Origin of the sequence: Bacillus sp. EKM208B, from assembly GCF_011800725.1 — a bacterium.
Lineage (GTDB): Bacteria > Bacillota > Bacilli > Bacillales > Bacillaceae > Bacillus > Bacillus velezensis.
The window spans coordinates 15,949-34,494 of sequence record NZ_JAANHO010000004.1 but is presented as its reverse complement, the minus strand read 5'-3'; the positions used below and the strand labels follow the sequence as shown (position 1 = coordinate 34,494).

Annotated in this window: 17 protein-coding genes and 3 pseudogenes; 12 read left to right on the top strand and 8 right to left on the bottom strand. The window is 40.4% G+C overall.

Annotation, left to right across the window (positions count from 1 at the left end):
* Window positions 1-12 precede the first annotated feature (12 nt).
* Both nrdF and G9F75_RS08385 read left to right on the top strand, forming a co-directional pair.
* Entirely contained in the window at window positions 13-1,002 is a 990-nt protein-coding gene (nrdF, locus tag G9F75_RS08390) for a class 1b ribonucleoside-diphosphate reductase subunit beta (protein ID WP_012117608.1), read from the top strand.
* A 48-nt stretch (window positions 1,003-1,050) separates the two neighbouring features.
* Window positions 1,051-1,671: a hypothetical protein gene (locus tag G9F75_RS08385; RefSeq protein WP_088056504.1), complete on the top strand. Its 621-nt coding sequence runs from the start codon at window positions 1,051-1,053 to the stop codon at window positions 1,669-1,671.
* Between the two features lie 49 nt (window positions 1,672-1,720).
* Here G9F75_RS08385 and G9F75_RS08380 read toward each other — a convergent pair whose 3' ends face one another.
* Window positions 1,721-2,479, bottom strand: a complete 759-nt coding sequence (locus G9F75_RS08380; protein WP_088056503.1) for an N-acetylmuramoyl-L-alanine amidase — start codon at window positions 2,477-2,479, stop codon at window positions 1,721-1,723.
* A 306-nt stretch (window positions 2,480-2,785) separates the two neighbouring features.
* Between G9F75_RS08380 and spoVK the strand changes: the two genes are divergently transcribed.
* From spoVK to glnA, 5 genes are all read left to right on the top strand, one after another.
* Entirely contained in the window at window positions 2,786-3,754 is a 969-nt protein-coding gene (gene spoVK, locus G9F75_RS08370) for a stage V sporulation protein K (RefSeq protein WP_014721211.1), read from the top strand.
* 129 nt (window positions 3,755-3,883) lie between these two features.
* Window positions 3,884-5,146, top strand: a complete 1,263-nt coding sequence (gene hflX, locus G9F75_RS08365) for a GTPase HflX (protein WP_053284971.1) — start codon at window positions 3,884-3,886, stop codon at window positions 5,144-5,146.
* Window positions 5,147-5,162: 16 nt separating this feature from the next.
* On the top strand, window positions 5,163-6,428 hold the full coding sequence (locus G9F75_RS08360) for a methionine gamma-lyase family protein (protein ID WP_014417839.1): 1,266 nt from the start codon (window positions 5,163-5,165) through the stop codon (window positions 6,426-6,428).
* Window positions 6,429-6,537: 109 nt separating this feature from the next.
* Window positions 6,538-6,942: a transcriptional repressor GlnR gene (gene glnR / locus G9F75_RS08355; protein ID WP_007611631.1), complete on the top strand. Its 405-nt coding sequence runs from the start codon at window positions 6,538-6,540 to the stop codon at window positions 6,940-6,942.
* A gap of 57 nt (window positions 6,943-6,999) precedes the next feature.
* Complete coding sequence (glnA, locus tag G9F75_RS08350) at window positions 7,000-8,334, top strand: type I glutamate--ammonia ligase (protein WP_007410365.1); 1,335 nt, start codon at window positions 7,000-7,002, stop codon at window positions 8,332-8,334.
* 404 nt (window positions 8,335-8,738) lie between these two features.
* Here glnA and pdxR read toward each other — a convergent pair whose 3' ends face one another.
* Complete coding sequence (pdxR, locus tag G9F75_RS08345; protein WP_154817674.1) at window positions 8,739-10,142, bottom strand: MocR-like pyridoxine biosynthesis transcription factor PdxR; 1,404 nt, start codon at window positions 10,140-10,142, stop codon at window positions 8,739-8,741.
* A gap of 117 nt (window positions 10,143-10,259) precedes the next feature.
* Here pdxR and G9F75_RS08340 point away from each other — a divergent pair, with 117 nt between their 5' ends.
* From G9F75_RS08340 to G9F75_RS20080, 3 genes and pseudogenes are all read left to right on the top strand, one after another.
* Complete coding sequence (locus G9F75_RS08340; protein ID WP_109567369.1) at window positions 10,260-11,219, top strand: proline dehydrogenase family protein; 960 nt, start codon at window positions 10,260-10,262, stop codon at window positions 11,217-11,219.
* A 219-nt stretch (window positions 11,220-11,438) separates the two neighbouring features.
* Window positions 11,439-11,651 (top strand): hypothetical protein, encoded by a 213-nt coding sequence (locus tag G9F75_RS08335; protein WP_109566956.1) that lies wholly within the window; start codon window positions 11,439-11,441, stop codon window positions 11,649-11,651.
* A pseudogene (locus G9F75_RS20080) lies at window positions 11,629-11,735 on the top strand (DNA polymerase); the annotation flags it as partial. The gene G9F75_RS08335 and the pseudogene G9F75_RS20080, both read left to right, overlap by 23 nt.
* A 148-nt stretch (window positions 11,736-11,883) precedes the next feature.
* Here the strand turns inward: G9F75_RS20080 and G9F75_RS08330 are convergent.
* From G9F75_RS08330 to G9F75_RS08305, 6 genes and pseudogenes are all read right to left on the bottom strand, one after another.
* Window positions 11,884-12,432: a hypothetical protein gene (locus tag G9F75_RS08330; protein ID WP_109566957.1), complete on the bottom strand. Its 549-nt coding sequence runs from the start codon at window positions 12,430-12,432 to the stop codon at window positions 11,884-11,886.
* A 102-nt stretch (window positions 12,433-12,534) separates the two neighbouring features.
* A pseudogene (locus G9F75_RS08325) lies at window positions 12,535-12,785 on the bottom strand (hypothetical protein); the annotation flags it as partial.
* A 63-nt stretch (window positions 12,786-12,848) separates the two neighbouring features.
* On the bottom strand, window positions 12,849-13,475 hold the full coding sequence (locus tag G9F75_RS08320; RefSeq protein ID WP_109566958.1) for a hypothetical protein: 627 nt from the start codon (window positions 13,473-13,475) through the stop codon (window positions 12,849-12,851).
* Between the two features lie 126 nt (window positions 13,476-13,601).
* Window positions 13,602-14,060 (bottom strand): hypothetical protein, encoded by a 459-nt coding sequence (locus G9F75_RS08315; protein WP_109566959.1) that lies wholly within the window; start codon window positions 14,058-14,060, stop codon window positions 13,602-13,604.
* A 146-nt stretch (window positions 14,061-14,206) separates the two neighbouring features.
* On the bottom strand, window positions 14,207-14,422 hold the full coding sequence (locus G9F75_RS08310) for a hypothetical protein (RefSeq protein ID WP_109567370.1): 216 nt from the start codon (window positions 14,420-14,422) through the stop codon (window positions 14,207-14,209).
* Between the two features lie 44 nt (window positions 14,423-14,466).
* Window positions 14,467-14,924: pseudogene (locus tag G9F75_RS08305) on the bottom strand (site-specific integrase); the annotation flags it as partial.
* Window positions 14,925-15,396: 472 nt separating this feature from the next.
* On the opposite strand from G9F75_RS08305, the gene G9F75_RS08300 reads away from it, so the two are divergent.
* Both G9F75_RS08300 and xynB read left to right on the top strand, forming a co-directional pair.
* Window positions 15,397-16,788: an MFS transporter gene (locus G9F75_RS08300; RefSeq protein WP_021493442.1), complete on the top strand. Its 1,392-nt coding sequence runs from the start codon at window positions 15,397-15,399 to the stop codon at window positions 16,786-16,788.
* 42 nt (window positions 16,789-16,830) lie between these two features.
* Entirely contained in the window at window positions 16,831-18,432 is a 1,602-nt protein-coding gene (gene xynB, locus G9F75_RS08295; protein ID WP_154817677.1) for a xylan 1,4-beta-xylosidase, read from the top strand.
* Window positions 18,433-18,546: the final 114 nt, after the last annotated feature.

Sequence of the window (18,546 nt, the reverse complement as noted above, 5' to 3'; positions counted from 1 at the left end):
GGAGAGTTTACAGTGACAAAAATTTATGACGCAGCAAACTGGTCAAAGCATGAAGATGATTTCACCCAAATGTTTTACAACCAAAACGTAAAGCAGTTTTGGCTTCCGGAAGAGATCGCATTAAACGGCGATCTTCTCACTTGGAAGTATTTGGGAAAAAATGAGCAGGATACGTACATGAAGGTGCTCGCCGGCCTGACACTGCTTGATACAGAGCAGGGGAACACGGGCATGCCGATTGTGGCCGAGCACGTCGAAGGCCATCAGCGGAAAGCGGTGCTGAACTTTATGGCGATGATGGAGAACGCTGTCCATGCGAAGTCGTACTCTAATATTTTCATGACCCTTGCACCGACTGAAACAATTAATGAAGTATTTGAATGGGTTAAACAAAATAAATATTTGCAGAAAAAAGCGCAAATGATTGTCGGGCTTTACAAAGCCATTCAAAAAGATGATGAAATTTCACTGTTCAAAGCGATGGTTGCTTCCGTCTATCTGGAAAGCTTCCTTTTCTACAGCGGTTTCTATTATCCGTTATATTTCTACGGACAAGGAAAACTGATGCAAAGCGGTGAGATCATTAACCTGATCCTTCGTGACGAAGCGATTCACGGCGTGTATGTCGGTCTCCTTGCTCAGGAAATTTATAATAAACAGACAGAAGAGAAAAAAGCAGAGCTTCGTGAATTTGCGATTGACCTTCTGAATCAGTTATATGAAAATGAGCTTGAATATACAGAGGACTTGTACGATCAAGTCGGACTCTCACACGATGTAAAGAAATTCATCCGCTATAACGCCAATAAAGCTTTGATGAACTTAGGGTTCGATCCTTACTTTGAAGAAGAGGATATTAATCCGATCGTATTAAACGGATTAAACACCAAAACAAAATCACATGATTTCTTCTCCATGAAAGGGAACGGCTACAAAAAAGCGACGGTAGAGCCGATTAAGGACGAAGATTTTTATTTTGGCCAAGATGAAGAGCAGATATAATATCTGCTCTTTTGGCTTGGATGGAGAGGTAAGACAGGAGGAACGGGCATGAATAAAATGGATGAAATCATCTTGGCTGCACCGCGGAGTGACGTCTTTCAAAACGAAATGCTGACATTTCAGGGAGTCAACAGTGAGGATGAACGTATCGTAAACATTATGGCTCAAATTGAGGCGCATTTTTTTGAAATCAGAAGAGGCGACGCGGAAGAGGACCCGCGATTTAAACAGCCGATTCCGTATGTCGTCATCCGCCGTGATGATGAGGTGTTTGTGTATGAACGGCTCGCGGGCGGAGGGGAATCGCGCCTCCATAATAAGCTTTCTCTCGGCTTCGGGGGACACATGAACCCTATGGAAGGGGCGGCTTCATTTTCGGAAGTGCTGAAACAGAATACCGACCGGGAGCTGGCGGAAGAACTGTACATTCGCGAGGAGGACAAACTAAACATTGTCACACTCGGCCTGATCAATGATGATGAAAACGATGTAGGGAAGGTGCATATCGGCATCCTTTCTGCGCTCCAGTTAGCGTCTGCGGCACAAGTCGAAGTGAAAGAAAAAGATCAAATCGCCGGGCGCTGGATGAAACTGAGCGAACTGAAAGAGGAAAATGTGTATCAGCGTCTTGAAGCTTGGTCTCAGTTTGTCGCCGATATACTTCAATAACAAAAAACCCCCGTTCGTCCCAAAAAAGGGAGAGCAGGGGTTTTTTCATTTAGTCTTGCACAATGAACGCATCAAATCCGGCTTTTTCGGCCCGTGCTGCCAACGCTTCAGCATTATCTTTGGAAGAGAATGCGCCGATCTGCACTTTAAATAAGCCGCCTTTTGGAAGCACAATCGCGTCAAAACCTTTAGACACCGCATCGGCGGCAAGCGCATCAGCATTTGCTTTCACTTTGAATGCACCGATTTGCACTTTATATAAGTCAGCCTTTTTTTTTAGACCGAAAGCTTGCTCCAAGCCCTTGGCATGTCCTCTTGCAAGGCTTTCAATAAAACTGGCTGTTTTCAGTTTGTTTGCATCAGCTGACGTATCAACAAAACCATTCTCCGTCAAAATCGCCGGCATACTTGTCTCCCGCAGCACATGGAAGTTAGCTGTTTTTTTTCCTCGGTCATTAAAACCCGATGCTTGAATCACTTGCGTGTGGACGGCTGATTGGTAAGTCGAGGTCGGCGCTCCGACACCGGGGTAAATATAGCTTTCGAATCCGGTTCCGCCTCCTGAGTTAATATGAATGGATAAAAAATAATCTGCGCCCCAGCTGTTGGCGGCATCCGTTCTTTCCGTCAGGCTGACCGTCTTATCGCTTGTCCTGCTCATCGTGACAGAAACTCCTTCATACTCATTCGTCAGAATCGTGCGCAAAGCCAGCGCGATCTCCAGCGTGACCGCTTTTTCCTGAAGTCCGTTTCCGGTTGCACCTGAATCAGTTCCGCCATGACCGGGGTCTATAAAAATTTTAACCATTCTCCATCACCTCATTACAGCATATGATGATATTCAAAAGGTGCTTGTACGGCTGTCATTCATGAAAAAAATGAGAAATATACCCAACATTTCCCGGAAAATAAAAATAAATGGTTTGTCCTCCCGTTTCTGCTGAATACAATAAGAAATGAAAAATATTTCTCGGGAAAGCGCAGGATTCAACATCATTCCCGAAGAGAACGGAAAAAGTGACAGATAAAGAGGAAAACGGGCCTCATGATGATAGGCGGATGTCACGGAACCGCTTCATCATGAGTAAGATAAAGAGAGAACAGAGAGGTGAGCATGTTGGAGCGCGCTGTAACCTATAAAAATAACGGACAAATTAACATCATTCTTAATGGCCAAAAGCAAGTGCTGACAAATGCGGAAGCTGAGGCGGAATATCAGGCCGCCCTGCAAAAAAATGAAGCCAAGCACAGCATTCTGAAAGAAATTGAAAAAGAAATGAACACATTAGTGGGTATGGAAGAAATGAAACGCAACATTAAAGAAATTTACGCGTGGATATTCGTCAACCAAAAACGGGCCGAACAAGGGCTGAAAGTCGGAAAACAAGCTCTTCATATGATGTTCAAAGGGAACCCCGGCACCGGGAAAACCACCGTTGCAAGACTGATCGGCAAGCTTTTCTTCGAAATGAACGTGCTTTCCAAAGGACATCTGATCGAAGCGGAACGTGCCGATCTGGTCGGTGAATACATCGGACACACGGCGCAAAAAACGAGAGATCTGATTAAAAAATCGCTCGGCGGCATTTTATTCATTGATGAGGCATACTCACTTGCAAGGGGCGGAGAAAAGGATTTCGGTAAAGAGGCGATTGATACGCTTGTCAAGCATATGGAAGACAAACAGCATGAATTTATTCTGATCCTGGCAGGGTACTCGAGAGAAATGACACATTTCCTGTCATTAAATCCCGGCCTGCAATCGCGTTTCCCTATCAGCATCGATTTTCCGGATTACTCTGTCACTCAGCTGATGGACATCGCAAAGCGCATGATAGCAGAGCGGGAGTATCAATTAAGCCAGGAAGCCGAGTGGAAGTTAAAAGATTACTTAATGACAGTGAAAAGCACGACAAGCCCCATTAAATTCAGCAACGGGCGCTTTGTCAGAAACGTGATTGAAAAATCGATCCGCGCTCAGGCCATGAGACTTTTAATGGGAGACCAATACTTAAAAAACGATTTAATGACGATCAAGAGCCAGGATTTACTTATAAAAGATGAGACGGCAGCTCACGAATAGGCCTCTCAGCCGGTCTGAGGGGTCTCTTTTTTATTTCTCTCTTTAAAACCCGCCGGATGTGTGGTATACGCCCTGCGGGTTTGGTATGATAGTACTACTGCCCAATACGACACAGAAAGGAACATCCATTTGAACGAACAGGAAGGAAAAAAAGAAACGGTCATTTTGGTCGGCTGCCAGCTTCCGCACATGACAGATGAGCACTTTGAACATTCCATGGAAGAGCTTGCTTCATTGACAAAAACGGCTGACGGAACGGTGCTGACCCGGATTACGCAAAAACGGAACAGAGCGGATGCTGCTACATATATAGGCAAGGGGAAAGTAGACGAGCTGAAGGCGCTGTGTGAAGAGCTTGAAGCGGATCTGGTCATTTTTAATGATGAACTGTCACCGAGCCAGCTTAAATCACTCGCCACTGCAATTGAAGCGAAGATCATCGACCGCACGCAGCTTATTTTGGATATTTTCGCAAAAAGGGCGAAGACGAGAGAAGGAAAGCTTCAGATCGAATTGGCCCAGCTTCAATACGCGCTGCCGCGTCTGAGCGGACAAGGAATCAATCTCTCAAGACAAGGCGGCGGAATCGGGACGAGAGGGCCCGGTGAGACAAAGCTTGAAACAGACCGGCGCCACATTAGAAACCGCATACACGAAATTAACGTGCAGCTTTCAACGGTTATCCGCCACAGAAGCCGTTATCGGGAGAGACGAAAAAAGAACGGCGTGCTTCAGGCTGCACTCGTCGGGTATACCAATGCCGGAAAATCAACATGGTTCAATCAATTAACGAGCTCAGACAGCTATGAAGAAGATCTGCTGTTTGCAACACTTGATCCGATGACGAGAAAGATGGCGCTCCCAAGCGGCTACAGCATCCTTTTGTCTGATACGGTCGGCTTCATTCAGGATCTGCCGACGACGCTGATTGCCGCTTTCCGCTCAACACTTGAGGAAGTGAAGGAAGCAGACTTGATCATTCATGTCATTGATTCATCCAATGAAGATTATGCCGGGCATGAACAGACTGTCCTCGGTCTGTTAAAAGAGCTTGAGGCAGATGATATTCCGGTGCTGACCGCTTATAACAAACGTGATGAGACACTTCCTGACTTCATCCCGACAGCGGGAGAAGGCCACATCATGATCAGCGCCAGAATCGCCGGGGATGAAGCAAAACTAAAAGCGGAAATCGAAGCTTATTTGCGCCGGGAGCTGATGACGCCGTATGAAGTTCATATGCCTGCCGCCGAAGGCAAATTGATGTCACGCATCAAATCAGAGACCATGATCGACAGCCTTTATTTTAATGAAGAAAATGAACGCTACGAAGTCTCAGGTTATGTACAGGAAGAACAAAGCATACTCGGAGAACTGAAGAAATTCATGTAAGGAAGGTATACACAACATGTTTGACACACTGACCCACGGCGCTCTTTTACAAAAAACCGCCGAAGAAACAGAAGCGGAAATCTCCGCCGTTCATAAAAGAATAGAAGAAATCAGTGAACGGAATGAATGGAGAGTCCTGCAAAGCTACAGAAAACATAAAGTAAGCGATACGCATTTTACGCCTTCAACCGGATACGGTTATGACGATATCGGACGAGATACACTGGAGAAGATCTATGCTGATGTGTTCGGAGGAGAGGCGGGACTCGTGCGGCCGCAAATCATTTCCGGAACGCATGCGATTTCAATCGCGCTCTTCGGTGTGCTGAGACCCGGGGACGAATTGCTTTATATTACAGGCAAGCCTTACGATACACTTGAGGAAATCGTCGGAGTAAGAGGCGGGGAGTATTCAGGCTCGCTTAAGGAATTTCAAATCGGATACAATGCAGTCGATTTAACATCAGAAGGCAGAGTGGACTTTGAAGCGGTCCGGGCTGCAATCCGGCCGAATACAAAAGTGATCGGCATCCAGCGTTCAAAAGGATATGCGAATCGTCCGTCTTTCAGAATAAATGAAATTGAAGAGATGATTCGTTTCGTAAAGGAAATCAAAGAAGATGTCATTGTTTTTGTGGACAATTGCTACGGAGAATTTGCAGAAGAGCGGGAACCCTGCCACGTCGGAGCGGATCTTATGGCCGGCTCCCTGATTAAAAACCCGGGCGGCGGCCTTGCTAAAACGGGCGGCTATCTTGTAGGGAAAGCCAAGTGGATTGAGGCCTGCTCTTACCGGATGACCTCCCCGGGAATCGGAAGTGAAGCCGGGGCTTCGCTTTATTCACTGCAGGAAATGTATCAAGGTTTCTTTCTCGCTCCGCATGTAGTGGCGCAAAGCTTGAAGGGAGCGGTATTTACCGCCCGTTTTCTTGAAAAGCTCGGCTTTACGTCAAACCCTGCATGGAATGCGCCGAGAACGGATCTGATTCAATCAGTTGAGTTTCAGGACCCTGAAAAGATGATCGCTTTTTGCCAGGCGATACAATATGCTTCACCGATTAATGCGCATGTGACGCCTTATCCGAGCTATATGCCGGGATATGAAGACGATGTCATTATGGCAGCGGGCACTTTCGTACAGGGAGCAAGCATTGAATTATCAGCAGATGGACCTATCAGACCGCCTTATGTTGCGTATGTCCAAGGAGGATTAACCTACGCGCACGTGAAAAATGCGATTTGCAGCGCTGTAAATGCTTTAATGGAAAAAGAGCTGATCTAGGCCGTTTGCAATTTTCAAAGAATTTGATGTTAAGATTCCTCACATTGTGTTGACACAAAATATAACATCACCTATAATGAGACTAAGATAAGAAAAGGAGGAAATTGAGATGAGTGATAACATTCGCCGCTCAATGCCTTTATTTCCAATTGGGATTGTCATGCAGTTAACAGAACTTTCTGCCCGGCAAATTCGATATTATGAGGAAAATGGATTGATATTTCCAGCGAGAAGCGAAGGAAATAGACGATTATTTTCATTCCATGATGTAGATAAACTGTTAGAAATCAAAAATCTGATTGAACAAGGCGTCAATATGGCGGGGATCAAACAAATTCTGGATAAGGCATCTGCCGAACCGGAAGAAAAATCCGAAAAAACCGCCAAACCGATGAAGCACGATCTGTCTGATGACGAACTCAGAAAGCTTCTGAAAAACGAACTGATGCAGGCAGGCCGTTTCCAGCGGGGAAATACTTTCCGCCAAGGTGACATGTCCCGATTCTTTCATTAATCCGTTAGCAACTGTTTTGCTATATACATTTACCTTTTAGAGGAGGAGTTTTACGAAATGGCAAAGTACACAAGAGAAGACATCGTAAAATTAGTAAATGAGGAAAACGTAAAGTATATCCGCCTTCAGTTCACAGACATTCTCGGAACGATTAAAAACGTGGAAATTCCTGTGAGCCAGCTTGAAAAAGCACTTGATAATAAATGCATGTTCGATGGTTCTTCCATCGAAGGTTTTGTCCGTATCGAAGAGTCTGATATGTACTTATATCCTGATCTGAACACATTTGTAATCTTCCCATGGACGGCTGAAAAAGGTAAAGTAGCACGCTTCATCTGTGACATTTACAATCCGGACGGCACGCCGTTCGAAGGTGACCCGCGTAACAACCTCAAACGGATTCTGAAAGAAATGAAAGAACTCGGTTTCAGCGATTTCAATCTTGGACCTGAGCCTGAATTCTTCCTGTTTAAATTAGATGAAAAAGGCGAACCGACGCTTGAATTGAACGATAAAGGCGGATACTTCGACCTGGCTCCGACTGACTTGGGAGAAAACTGCCGCCGCGATATCGTGCTTGAGCTTGAAGAAATGGGCTTTGAAATCGAAGCATCTCACCATGAAGTTGCTCCGGGTCAGCACGAAATCGATTTTAAATATGCCGGTGCCATCCGTTCTTGTGACGACATCCAAACTTTCAAACTGGTTGTCAAAACGATCGCCCGCAAACACGGTCTGCATGCGACATTCATGCCAAAACCGCTGTTCGGCGTAAACGGTTCCGGTATGCACTGCAACCTATCACTCTTTAAAGATAGCGTTAACGCATTCTTTGATAAAGACGCTGATCTTCAGCTGAGTGAAACAGCAAAACATTTCATTGCCGGTATCGTAAAACACGCGACAAGCTTTACGGCTGTCACAAACCCGACGGTGAACTCTTACAAACGCCTTGTTCCGGGCTATGAAGCACCTTGCTACGTGGCATGGAGCGCGCAAAACAGAAGCCCGCTGATCCGTATCCCGGCTTCCCGCGGCATCAGCACGCGTGTTGAAGTCCGCAGCGTAGACCCGGCGGCAAACCCGTACCTGGCGTTAAGCGTATTGCTTGCAGCAGGCCTTGACGGAATCAAAAATAAACTTGAAGCACCGGCTCCGATTGACCGTAACATCTACGTCATGAGCAAAGAAGAGCGCATGGAAAACGGCATCGTAGATCTTCCGGCGACACTGGCGGAAGCTCTCGACGAATTCAAATCAAACGAAGTCATGGTTGCAGCGCTCGGCGAGCACCTGTTCGAACACTTCATCGAAGCAAAAGAAATCGAATGGGATATGTTCCGCACACAGGTTCATCCGTGGGAGCGCGAACAGTATATGTCTCAGTATTAATCTCTCAATCCCTTGGCACTATTGGTGTCAGGGGATTTTTTGATTTTGGTCATATTTTGGTCCTTGACCAAAATATGACCAAAAAAATTTGAAGTTATGAATCTAACTCCACAATTGAGGACACGTATTTCTCGTAATCCTTTATTCGGTTTTGGTCAAGCTTCTTACTAATATGTGAATAAACATCGGCAGTTACCATTATGCTTTTATGCCTAAACGTTCTTGATGTATTTCATATAAGCGCCTGACTCTAAAAGTAAAACTGTATGTGTATGGTGTAATACATGGATCGGCATTTTATTGATATTAACACGTTTTAGCACTATTGGGGTCCTGGAAAACTACTGGATACAAAAAGCCGATTTTCCTTACGCCAAGGAGTTAATCAGCTTTTCCTTTTGAATTTAACATTTGTATATTGCTTCATACAGTCTGGTGACGCCTTCTTTTATTTCTTCATTATTCAGATGCCCATAACCCAAAATAATTTGATTATGATGTTTTCCTTTTTCAATTGTATGACCTTCTACCGGGTATACTTTAACTCCTGATTGTTCGATTTGTTTAAGTGATTCTTTTGAAAAATCGAAGTCTTTCAATTCAACAATTAGGTGCAATCCTGTCGAATAACCAAAAATATTAACCTCATTCGAAAATGTTGTTTTAATACAGTGAATAAGAAAATCTCTCCGTTTTTTATAAATCTTTTTCATCTTGGTAATATGTCGTTCCAAATAACCTTCATCAATAAAACGTGCAAGGATAATCTGATCTAAGGAAGGGGTATGCAGATCCGAAAACCATTTAAGCCTGCGGCATTTTTCAATAAGATGTGAAGGAAGTATTAAATATCCCATTCTAAGGGCTGGTGATAAGATTTTACTAAACGAACCAATGTATAACACTCGTTCTGGATCCAATCCTTGTAATGAACTTACAGGTGGACCTTCATATCGAAACTCACTGTCATAATCATCTTCAACAAGATAACAATTTGTTTTTCTCGAATAGTTAATCAATTGAATTCGTCTTTGAATCGGTAACGTTCCTCCTAACGGGAACTGATGTGAAGGGGTGATAAAGACAAACTTCGGACTTTTATTTAATGGCAGCAAAGATGACTTCATACCATATTCATCAACGGGTATAGGGTAAAGGGAAGAACCTGGAGTTTTAAAAATGGTTTGAATATCATTCGTTATTGGGTCTTCAATTATCACCATGTCATTCGGAGATAAGAGTAATTTAGAAACAAGCGTTAAAGCTTGAGTTGCACCAGAAGTAATCACAATTTGTTCTGGATGACAATCCACACCTCGTGTTTTCGCTAAATAACGTGATAAAACTTGCCTTAATTCCGGACGTCCTTCAGGAATATCATACCCAAACGCAGAAGTTGATGTATCATTCCATACGGCGTGAGACAATTTTGCCCATGTCTTACGCGGAAATAAATCCAATGCGGGTATCCCCGAACGAAAGTTGATGATGTGCTTATTTTTGTTTTTATCCTCATCCCAATTTAAAGAATAAAATAAAGGCATCTTTTTATTTTGTTCTAAAAAAGTCCCTTTTGCAACAAATGTCCCTGCACCCATCCGTGAAACTAAAAACCCTTCAGACGATAATTGATCATAAGCTTCTAAAATCACATTCCTAGACACTTTTAACTCAGAAGATAGTTCACGTGTAGATGGTAGTTTCTCTCCTGATTGTAAGCCGCCATTTAAAATTCGTTCCCGTATTTGCTGATAAACTTGTCTTATTAAAGGTATATCCAACGATCGATCAATGGGTATCCAAAGCATATTACATTTTCCCCTTAAATAAAATTGGTACCATCAAAAATTATAATGAATGGTACTAATATAAACCATTTTATCATGATAAAGTTAATTCAAATAGTAAAAAGGAGATGTATGATGATGATTAGTCCAGAAGTCCAATTCGCCCAAGAACTTAAATCGATTGCACGAAATAAACATATTAAATCCTACATTCAACAATCCAATGAACTCTATCCCTTATTATTACAAGCTGCACAACGATTTGTCACCGGGGAACATAGGCAGGATGGGATTGTAACTGCAAAAGAACTAATCCTAAGAGGTTATTCTATTTCAATGGAATACATAGGGGAAAATACAACTGATTTAGAAGAATGCCGAAAAGCAAAAAATGAGTTTTTGAATCTTATTGAAGAAATGGGTTCTCTGTCTATGAAGCAAACTGTCTCGCTTGATTTATCACATATCGGGTTATCTGTGGATTCAGAAACAGCTTATATTCATTTGCTGGAGGTAGCCGAGAAAGCAAATTTGTACGGGATTACACTTATGATAAGCATGGAAGAATCATCGAAAACAAATGACATTCTTGATATCTATAAAAAAACAACGGAGAAGTACCCTAATGTTGGGATAACGATACAGGCTCACTTATACCGATCTAACAATGATATTCAGGAACTCGTTCATTATCCTGGGAAGGTACGAGTTGTCAAAGGAGCTTATCAAGAATCTGTCGATATTTCTATGCCCAGATCAAAGGAATTAAATAACCGTTATCTTAAACTTGTACAACATGTAATACAAGCTAATCACTCAGTATCCATAGCTACACATGATGAGATGCTTATTCAAGAAATGGAACACCGACAATATTTTAATCATCCCCGCGTAGAAATGGAAATGCTCTACGGAATCCGTCCCGATTTGTTAAGGAATTTAAAAAGTAAAGGGTACAACTGTAAAGCATATTTGACTTACGGAAAAGAGTGGTACTTGTATTTATGCCATCGAATAGCTGAATATCCGGAAAATTTATTTGGTGTAGTAACGGATATGATCAATCCATCTTTATCAGAGAGAAGTAAACTGTATTGAACGAACAGGTTTGAAAATCAGTTTGGCCATGATTATTGTGGGAAGTTCAGTTGTAGTAGGTAAACTAATCGTTCAAAGTTTTTCAGTGTTCTTATCACTAAGATTTCGTGCTGCAGTATTATTCTAGTTCCATTATTGATAAAATTTGAAGGGTATCCTTACTATTAGTAAGGGAGATTTATTGATCCTGTTTTTATAAGCACTATCTGGTGTATTTTTATGTTATATGGACTTACAATAACAACCACAGCAATTGAAGGTGGAATTATTACAAGTACAATTTCAGAAGTCACAGGGGGGCTTGCCGTCCTTTTCCTTAAGGAGGAATTAACAAAAAATATAATGTTGGGAATTTTGCTAGCAGTTTTAGGGACATTAACAATTAAATTTTCATTACCTGTTTCATCCGTTAAGTCTGTTTCAAAAAGATAATGAAAAAAGGAGAAAACTTGAATTTGTGATGGACGGAATAAGAAATAATACAGATCAAAAGCGATCTTACAAGCTGTTTCTTAAACACCTGAGGCACCGTATTGCATTGGACCAGGTTTGATAGGTGAACATAAGAATTAAAAAATGAAAATCAAGTATTTAAAAAAGACCTCCAACATTCAGAGGTCTTTTTCTTATTCGACTTAAAGAGTTATTGATATACGGATATTGGTTAAGATTTATGTTTTCTATACATTTTGTTACAGACATATATGATTAAAATAAACAGAGCATTATACAAAATAGTAGTGGTGAGATATTGAGTTCCTGTGACACCCTTATAACTCCACTCAGGGTCTTTTTTTATATCAAATATATATCCTTTGTCATCTGCTGTTTGAAGTGTGATATATGTATCGCTGCCCTTGGATTTTGTAATATTCACCCCGTAATCAATGAAGTTTGTATCATTATAATGAATGGGTAGGGAAGAATAATCAGCAAATAATTGTTTTATTAGATTAGAAGGCACAGAAATATAAAGTTTTATCGAATCATCGCCTCCTAGACTCGTTAGATATTCTTCTGCTTTTATAAAGCGGGTTTTTTCTGGAAAATGTATATTGAAATTTCTTTGAAATTTTGCAATATCAGAAGAAGAAATGTTGTTTTTTTGATAATATTCCGGAGCGCCAAAGGAATTAAAGAGATGCCAACCATTAAAAACTAAAAAAGCAGTACCTATAAAAATAAATAAAAAAACCTTGAAGAGCTTTTTCACTCTATTCACCTCTTAAGAATTGTAACATATTCTTGTTTTGATTTTTGTAAACCAATAATAAGATAGAGTCCCCCTTCAAAATAAAAGAAAGAAAGGGGATAGGTATTTAATTTGTTGCTTATTAACAGTGCCATCAGCATTTCTGGTAACCGTTGTGCTTTCTTTAACTGTTTGATTGAAGCATTTGAGATGTTTTTGGTAAGTGTCAATAAAGCAGAAGCATCAATATTGGTCTTTAAATTAAGGGAATTAAGCTTTTTCTCTAAAGATTTAATTTGCTGATTTAACTGTTCGACAGCTTTTGAAGATGTATCAGCTTTGGGTGTGAGTATGATCTTTAAATCTTGACTCAAATATAGGTCACATCCTTTCGAATAGGGGAGAGTGATTTTTAGGGCATATAAAAAAGCCACTCATTATTGAGCGACTTTGTTTGCTTTCCGTATTGCTATCTCCATAATCCCTTGCCATATTTCAGCATTTGATAAAGCATCCTTAACTTTTGGATCATCCTGTTTAAACCCTTTAACATTCTCTAGTCCAAATTCATCTTTACTCGGCAGGAAATTAAATCTGTAAATAGGGGAGGAGAAATCATCGAGCTTTAATTTCAAATCAATTTTTTTGAAATACTTTGTTTCTGTCTTATTGGAAGTCAGCCCGCCAACTAAAGCTCCAATACTGCCTGCGGCTAATCCACCTACAACAGCGCCTGTTATTTGACTTCCTTTGGACACTTTTGTAATTGTACTATCATCAATTGAAACCTCGGCTTCAATGATTTTTTCAAAGGGGATAATTGTTTCTTCAAGTGTTCCATATTGATTGAATTTGTGAATCATAAATTTATCTTCCGGTTCAATCAATGTAAGCTTTGCATTTTTATCTGGATTAATAATCGACTTGCAATTAGAAGGGAAGTTCCCAACCATCTCAATCTCGTTTGCCCTTTTTTTATCTATTTCTTTTTGCTTATCCGATGCTAAAACCCCAATAATAATGAAAGAGCCGACAATTAAAATTAGAATGATAGCCCATATCATCCAATCACCGCCAGTATTATTTTCCTACATTATAGCATGATTTCCAAAAGTGTAGAACTAACAATATGAAATAAAGCGAGTGATTACTTACCATCTCTTAGGTAATAACTCTACATTAAAGAAAATTTATTTATCTGACTTAAGCTCTTCGAGCAAATCTTTAAAATAAGCTGCTGTATTTGAAATTTTAATATCCTTTCTGGCAGAATTATATATAATCTTACTTATTATCATAGCAACAATACCGTACAATAAAAAATTTATATAGTTTTCGTCTGTAATTTTTGCAAGGTTTACTTTAAATAAGATTTGTAAAACAACAAGCATTGTACCAATAAGTACAGCGGCAACAGTCCATAATTTGGTATGGTCAAATTTCCGTTGAATTCTAGCCAGTCGGGCTATCGCAGCCGATAAGTCTGTTTTAGATAATGTTTTCAGCACTTCAATTTTTTTTCGGTGAAGATCATGATCATATTCCACTTCTTCTGGAAATTCTCTTTTAATAAATTCTATAAGTTCTGAACTTCTTAATTTAATTAAGCTCTCTTCCAAATATTTTTTGTAATATGCTTCATTGTCCAAAATGTTCACCTCAAGGTGATTATCGGACACAAATGGAAATTTTAAAGAAGAAAGGTGACTACAAAGCTTATTTCATACATAAGCAAAACCCCTCAATTGAAGGATCTTGATTCTGCATAAAAGAGGGATTTCATAAAGAGTGCTGCCTAAAGCAAATCAATTGATATGTCTCCCAACAGGCTTTTCTTAATCTTTCCGTATTCAAGTTTACCGGTGCTTGCGTTGTAAACAAGAACTTTACCATCACTGATTTTGGATTCATCAATCTGTTTAGACCCGAATTGATTCTTATCTGCTTTAGTATCAAGCAGCCTAGTTAATTCAGCAACAGCTTCGGCCAATTCATCAATTTGCTGTTGCATTTTCTCAATTGAACTTTGGTGAGGATTGAAGAGACTCATAATGTTTACGAGAAGATTTGATTCTTTTCTTCTTTAAAATCACGAAGGTCGTAATGCTTAATTGTTGTAGACACGTTATTATGCTGTGCAACATATTTACTCACGAGCTCAATCTTAATTTTCTTGACTTCAAGAAGGTAGGTAATACAGGAGGCTTAAAAGAGGTGAGGGTTAATGCGGCGGCCGAGGATATCAGAAAGAACATCAGAACAAAAATAGTCAGCCCAACCCTCTGACATTTGTCTTGGTTGACCACCGTACTGTGTAGTAAATAGATATTCATGGTCATATCCCCGTTGTTCATGCCAAAGCTTCAAATATTCCAGAGCTTCTGTGTTAATCATGTAGTCGAGGGGTTTTCCTTCGCCTTTTCCTTTTCCAAGAACTTTGTGAGCCATGACATAAGATTGTCTCTTTTAAATTGAATGATTTCAGCTCTTCTGGCACCTACATTATAAACCGTTTTTGGACACAGAAAACCGCGTATGACAAGTGAAATAGCACAACAGCTTGAATCAAAAGGACATACAATGGAGGTGTTGCTGCAGAGAGTCAATCATATTATTTCAGACCGATTCAAATTCTCTGAAAAAAGAGTTGAAAAAGCAGAAAAGATTTTATAATATGAAATCAAGTTAGTTTGTTCGATCAACAAACTAATGAAACCCGCTTTAATTATCCATCATGTAAAGGTCTTAAATGGGAGGGGGATAAGAGGCTCGATTTAATTGGAGGTGTAGAAAGCGAAAGCCAAGTTTTTATCCTGTTCACTGCTATCTGATCACCATTTGGATGTTGAAAATGCTCTGTGAAAGTAAACCGCTGTCATTTTTTGAAAGCGCTTTTATATGCCGCTCACTGGCCGATAAAATTGAAGAAATGTTATACCATTTCATCATGTTCCTTATGTAAAGGATCGAAAAGGGGAGGAAATCATGCTCAGTGAAAATGTAAAGAAGATCAGCATGGTTGAAAAAGTTGGATATGCGTCTGGAGATTTTGCATGTAATTTAATTTATGCAACAGTGTCTACGTATCTTTTGTTCTTCTATACAGATGTTTTTGGTTTATCGGCAGCAGCAGCCGGTACGATGTTTTTAGTGGTTAGAATCATCGACGCTCTCGCTGATCCTTTTATCGGAACAATAGTTGACAGAACAAACAGCAGGTTTGGCCGCTTTAGACCGTATCTTTTATTCGGAGCTTTTCCCTTTGTCATATTGGCAATACTCTGTTTTACAACCCCGGATTTTTCGGATATGGGGAAATTAATATATGCCTATATCACCTATGTCGGCTTGTCGCTTACATACACCATGATAAACGTGCCATATGGCGCGTTAACATCTGCAATGACCAGAAATAATCAAGAAGTTGTTAGTATAACGTCTGTCCGTATGTTATTTGCGAATCTTGGGGGACTTGTCGTTGCATTTTTTGTTCCCTTACTGGCTGCTTATTTAAGCGATACTTCCGGCAGCGAATCTCTTGGCTGGCAGCTAACCATGGGTATTATGGGAGTTATAGGCGGGTGCCTTTTAATCTTTTGTTTTAAAAGCACAAAAGAGCGTGTCACGCTTCAAAAATCCGAAGAAAAAATTAAATTTTCGGATATATTTGAGCAATTTCGTGTGAATCGGCCTCTAGTTGTATTAAGTATTTTCTTTATTATTATTTTTGGAGTGAATTCAATCAGTAATTCGGTTGGCATCTATTACGTAACATATAATTTAGAAAGAGCGGATTTAGTGAAGTGGTACGGTTTGTTGGGAAGTTTGCCTGCTTTGGTCATTTTACCGTTTATTCCAAAGCTTCATCAATTATTAGGGAAGAAGAAATTACTAAACTATGCATTATTACTGAATATGATCGGCCTCTTAGCTTTACTTTTCGTTCCGTCAAGTAATGTATTCCTCATACTTTCCTTTCGATTACTGGCCGCTGCCGGAAGTCTCACTGCCGGGGGATATATGTGGGCGCTTATTCCTGAAACAATAGAATATGGAGAGTATAAGACCGGGAAAAGAATGGGCGGTCTCATATACGCTATTATCGGATTTTTCTTTAAATTCGGTATGGCTTTGGGAGGGGTTGTACCGGGTTTGGTTCTAGATCAGTTTGGATATGTGGCAAATCAGGTGCAAACGCCGGAGGCATTGACGGGAATTTTAATTACAACAACCATTATTCCCGTGTTCTTACTGGTTCTGGCCATGATTGATATTAATTTCTATAACTTAGATGAGAAAAAATATAAAAGCATGGTTCGAGAATTAGAGAATAGAGACAAAGTTTATTTGGATCATATTGACGATTTCAAAGCTTAAAACATGATGAGTCAACAGAAAATAGCTGAGGAGGAGTTCAAAATGAAGATTATCAATCCAGTACTTAAAGGATTCAACCCCGATCCGAGTATTTGCAGGGTTGGAGAGGATTATTATATCGCTGTATCTACATTTGAGTGGTTTCCGGGAGTCCAGATACACCACTCAAAAGATTTAGTCAATTGGCACTTAGTTGCACATCCATTACAGAGAGTATCGCAATTAGACATGAAAGGAAATCCTAATTCAGGCGGGGTCTGGGCGCCATGTTTAAGTTACAGTGACGGAAAGTTTTGGCTGATCTATACGGATGTTAAGGTCGTAGATGGCGCCTGGAAAGATTGTCACAATTATTTAGTGACTTGTGACACGATTAATGGTGAGTGGGGGGAGCCGATACCATTAAACAGCTCGGGTTTTGATGCTTCTTTGTTCCATGATACGGATGGAAAAAAATATTTATTAAATATGTTATGGGATCAGCGTATTGATCGGCACTCCTTTGGAGGCATTGTCATGCAGGAATATTCTGATAAGGAGCAAAAACTAATCGGTAAACCGAAAGTGATATTTAAAGGAACTGAAAGAAAGCTGACAGAAGCGCCGCACCTTTACCGTATCGGGAACTATTATTATTTATTAACCGCAGAAGGAGGAACGCGGTTCGAACATGCTGCTACAATTGCCCGTTCTGCAAATATTGAGGGTCCATATGAAGTTCATCCTGATAATCCTATCTTAACGTCATGGCATACGCCGGAAAATCCGCTGCAAAAATGCGGACATGCATCCATTGTACAAACACATACAGGTGAGTGGTATTTAGCTCATTTAACGGGACGTCCCATTCATCCGGACAATGATTCAATTTTTCAGCAGAGAGGATATTGTCCTCTAGGCAGAGAAACAGCTATTCAAAAGCTCTATTGGAAAGATGAATGGCCTTATGTAGCAGGCGGAAAAGAAGGGAGCTTGGAGGTGGATGCGCCTTCTATACCCGAAACCATGTTTGAAGCAACGTACCCGGAAGTTGATGAATTTGAGGATGCAACATTAAATATTAATTTTCAAACGTTAAGAATTCCGTTTACGGAGAAATTAGGATCATTAACTCAAGTGCCAAATCATTTACGATTATACGGCCGTGAATCCTTAACTTCGACATTTACTCAGGCATTTGTAGCCAGACGCTGGCAAAGTCTCCATTTTGAAGCGGAAACGGCTGTTGCGTTTTATCCGGAACATTTTCAGCAAGCCGCTGGATTGGTGAACTATTACAATACAGAGAACTGGACGGCTCTTCAAGTCACGTATGATGAAGAACTTGGCCGTATTCTTGAATTAACGATATGTGATAACTTCTCTTTTTCAAAACCGTTAAAAAATAAAATTGTGATTCCTCGTGAAGTCAAGTATGTCTATTTAAAAGTGAATATTGAAAACGAAAAATATTATTATTTCTATTCATTTAACAACGAAGATTGGCACAAAATTGACATTGCATTGGAATCGAAAAAATTATCAGATGATTACATCCGCGGTGGGGGATTCTTTACAGGAGCTTTTGTGGGGATGCAATGCCAAGATACGAGCGGTCATCATATTCCGGCCGACTTCAGATATTTTCGTTATAAAGAAAAATAATTAGCACATGAAAAAGGAGATTTCTATTTTAGAACTCCTTTTTCATATAAGAAAGTGTCCTATGTCAGTATTGATTCAGAAATACTCCTAGAATAAAAAAACCCATCTTTAAAG

Coding starts and splice junctions, on each gene's coding strand:
- G9F75_RS08385 (WP_088056504.1), top strand. CDS start 1,051: ATGAATAAAATGGATGAAATCATCTTGGCTGCACCGCGGAGTGACGTC.
- G9F75_RS08380 (WP_088056503.1), bottom strand. CDS start 2,479: ATGGTTAAAATTTTTATAGACCCCGGTCATGGCGGAACTGATTCAGGT.
- spoVK (WP_014721211.1), top strand. CDS start 2,786: ATGTTGGAGCGCGCTGTAACCTATAAAAATAACGGACAAATTAACATC.
- G9F75_RS08360 (WP_014417839.1), top strand. CDS start 5,163: ATGTTTGACACACTGACCCACGGCGCTCTTTTACAAAAAACCGCCGAA.
- glnR (WP_007611631.1), top strand. CDS start 6,538: ATGAGTGATAACATTCGCCGCTCAATGCCTTTATTTCCAATTGGGATT.
- glnA (WP_007410365.1), top strand. CDS start 7,000: ATGGCAAAGTACACAAGAGAAGACATCGTAAAATTAGTAAATGAGGAA.
- pdxR (WP_154817674.1), bottom strand. CDS start 10,142: ATGCTTTGGATACCCATTGATCGATCGTTGGATATACCTTTAATAAGA.
- G9F75_RS08340 (WP_109567369.1), top strand. CDS start 10,260: ATGATTAGTCCAGAAGTCCAATTCGCCCAAGAACTTAAATCGATTGCA.
- G9F75_RS08335 (WP_109566956.1), top strand. CDS start 11,439: ATGTTATATGGACTTACAATAACAACCACAGCAATTGAAGGTGGAATT.
- G9F75_RS08320 (WP_109566958.1), bottom strand. CDS start 13,475: ATGATATGGGCTATCATTCTAATTTTAATTGTCGGCTCTTTCATTATT.
- G9F75_RS08310 (WP_109567370.1), bottom strand. CDS start 14,422: ATGCAACAGCAAATTGATGAATTGGCCGAAGCTGTTGCTGAATTAACT.
- G9F75_RS08300 (WP_021493442.1), top strand. CDS start 15,397: ATGCTCAGTGAAAATGTAAAGAAGATCAGCATGGTTGAAAAAGTTGGA.
- xynB (WP_154817677.1), top strand. CDS start 16,831: ATGAAGATTATCAATCCAGTACTTAAAGGATTCAACCCCGATCCGAGT.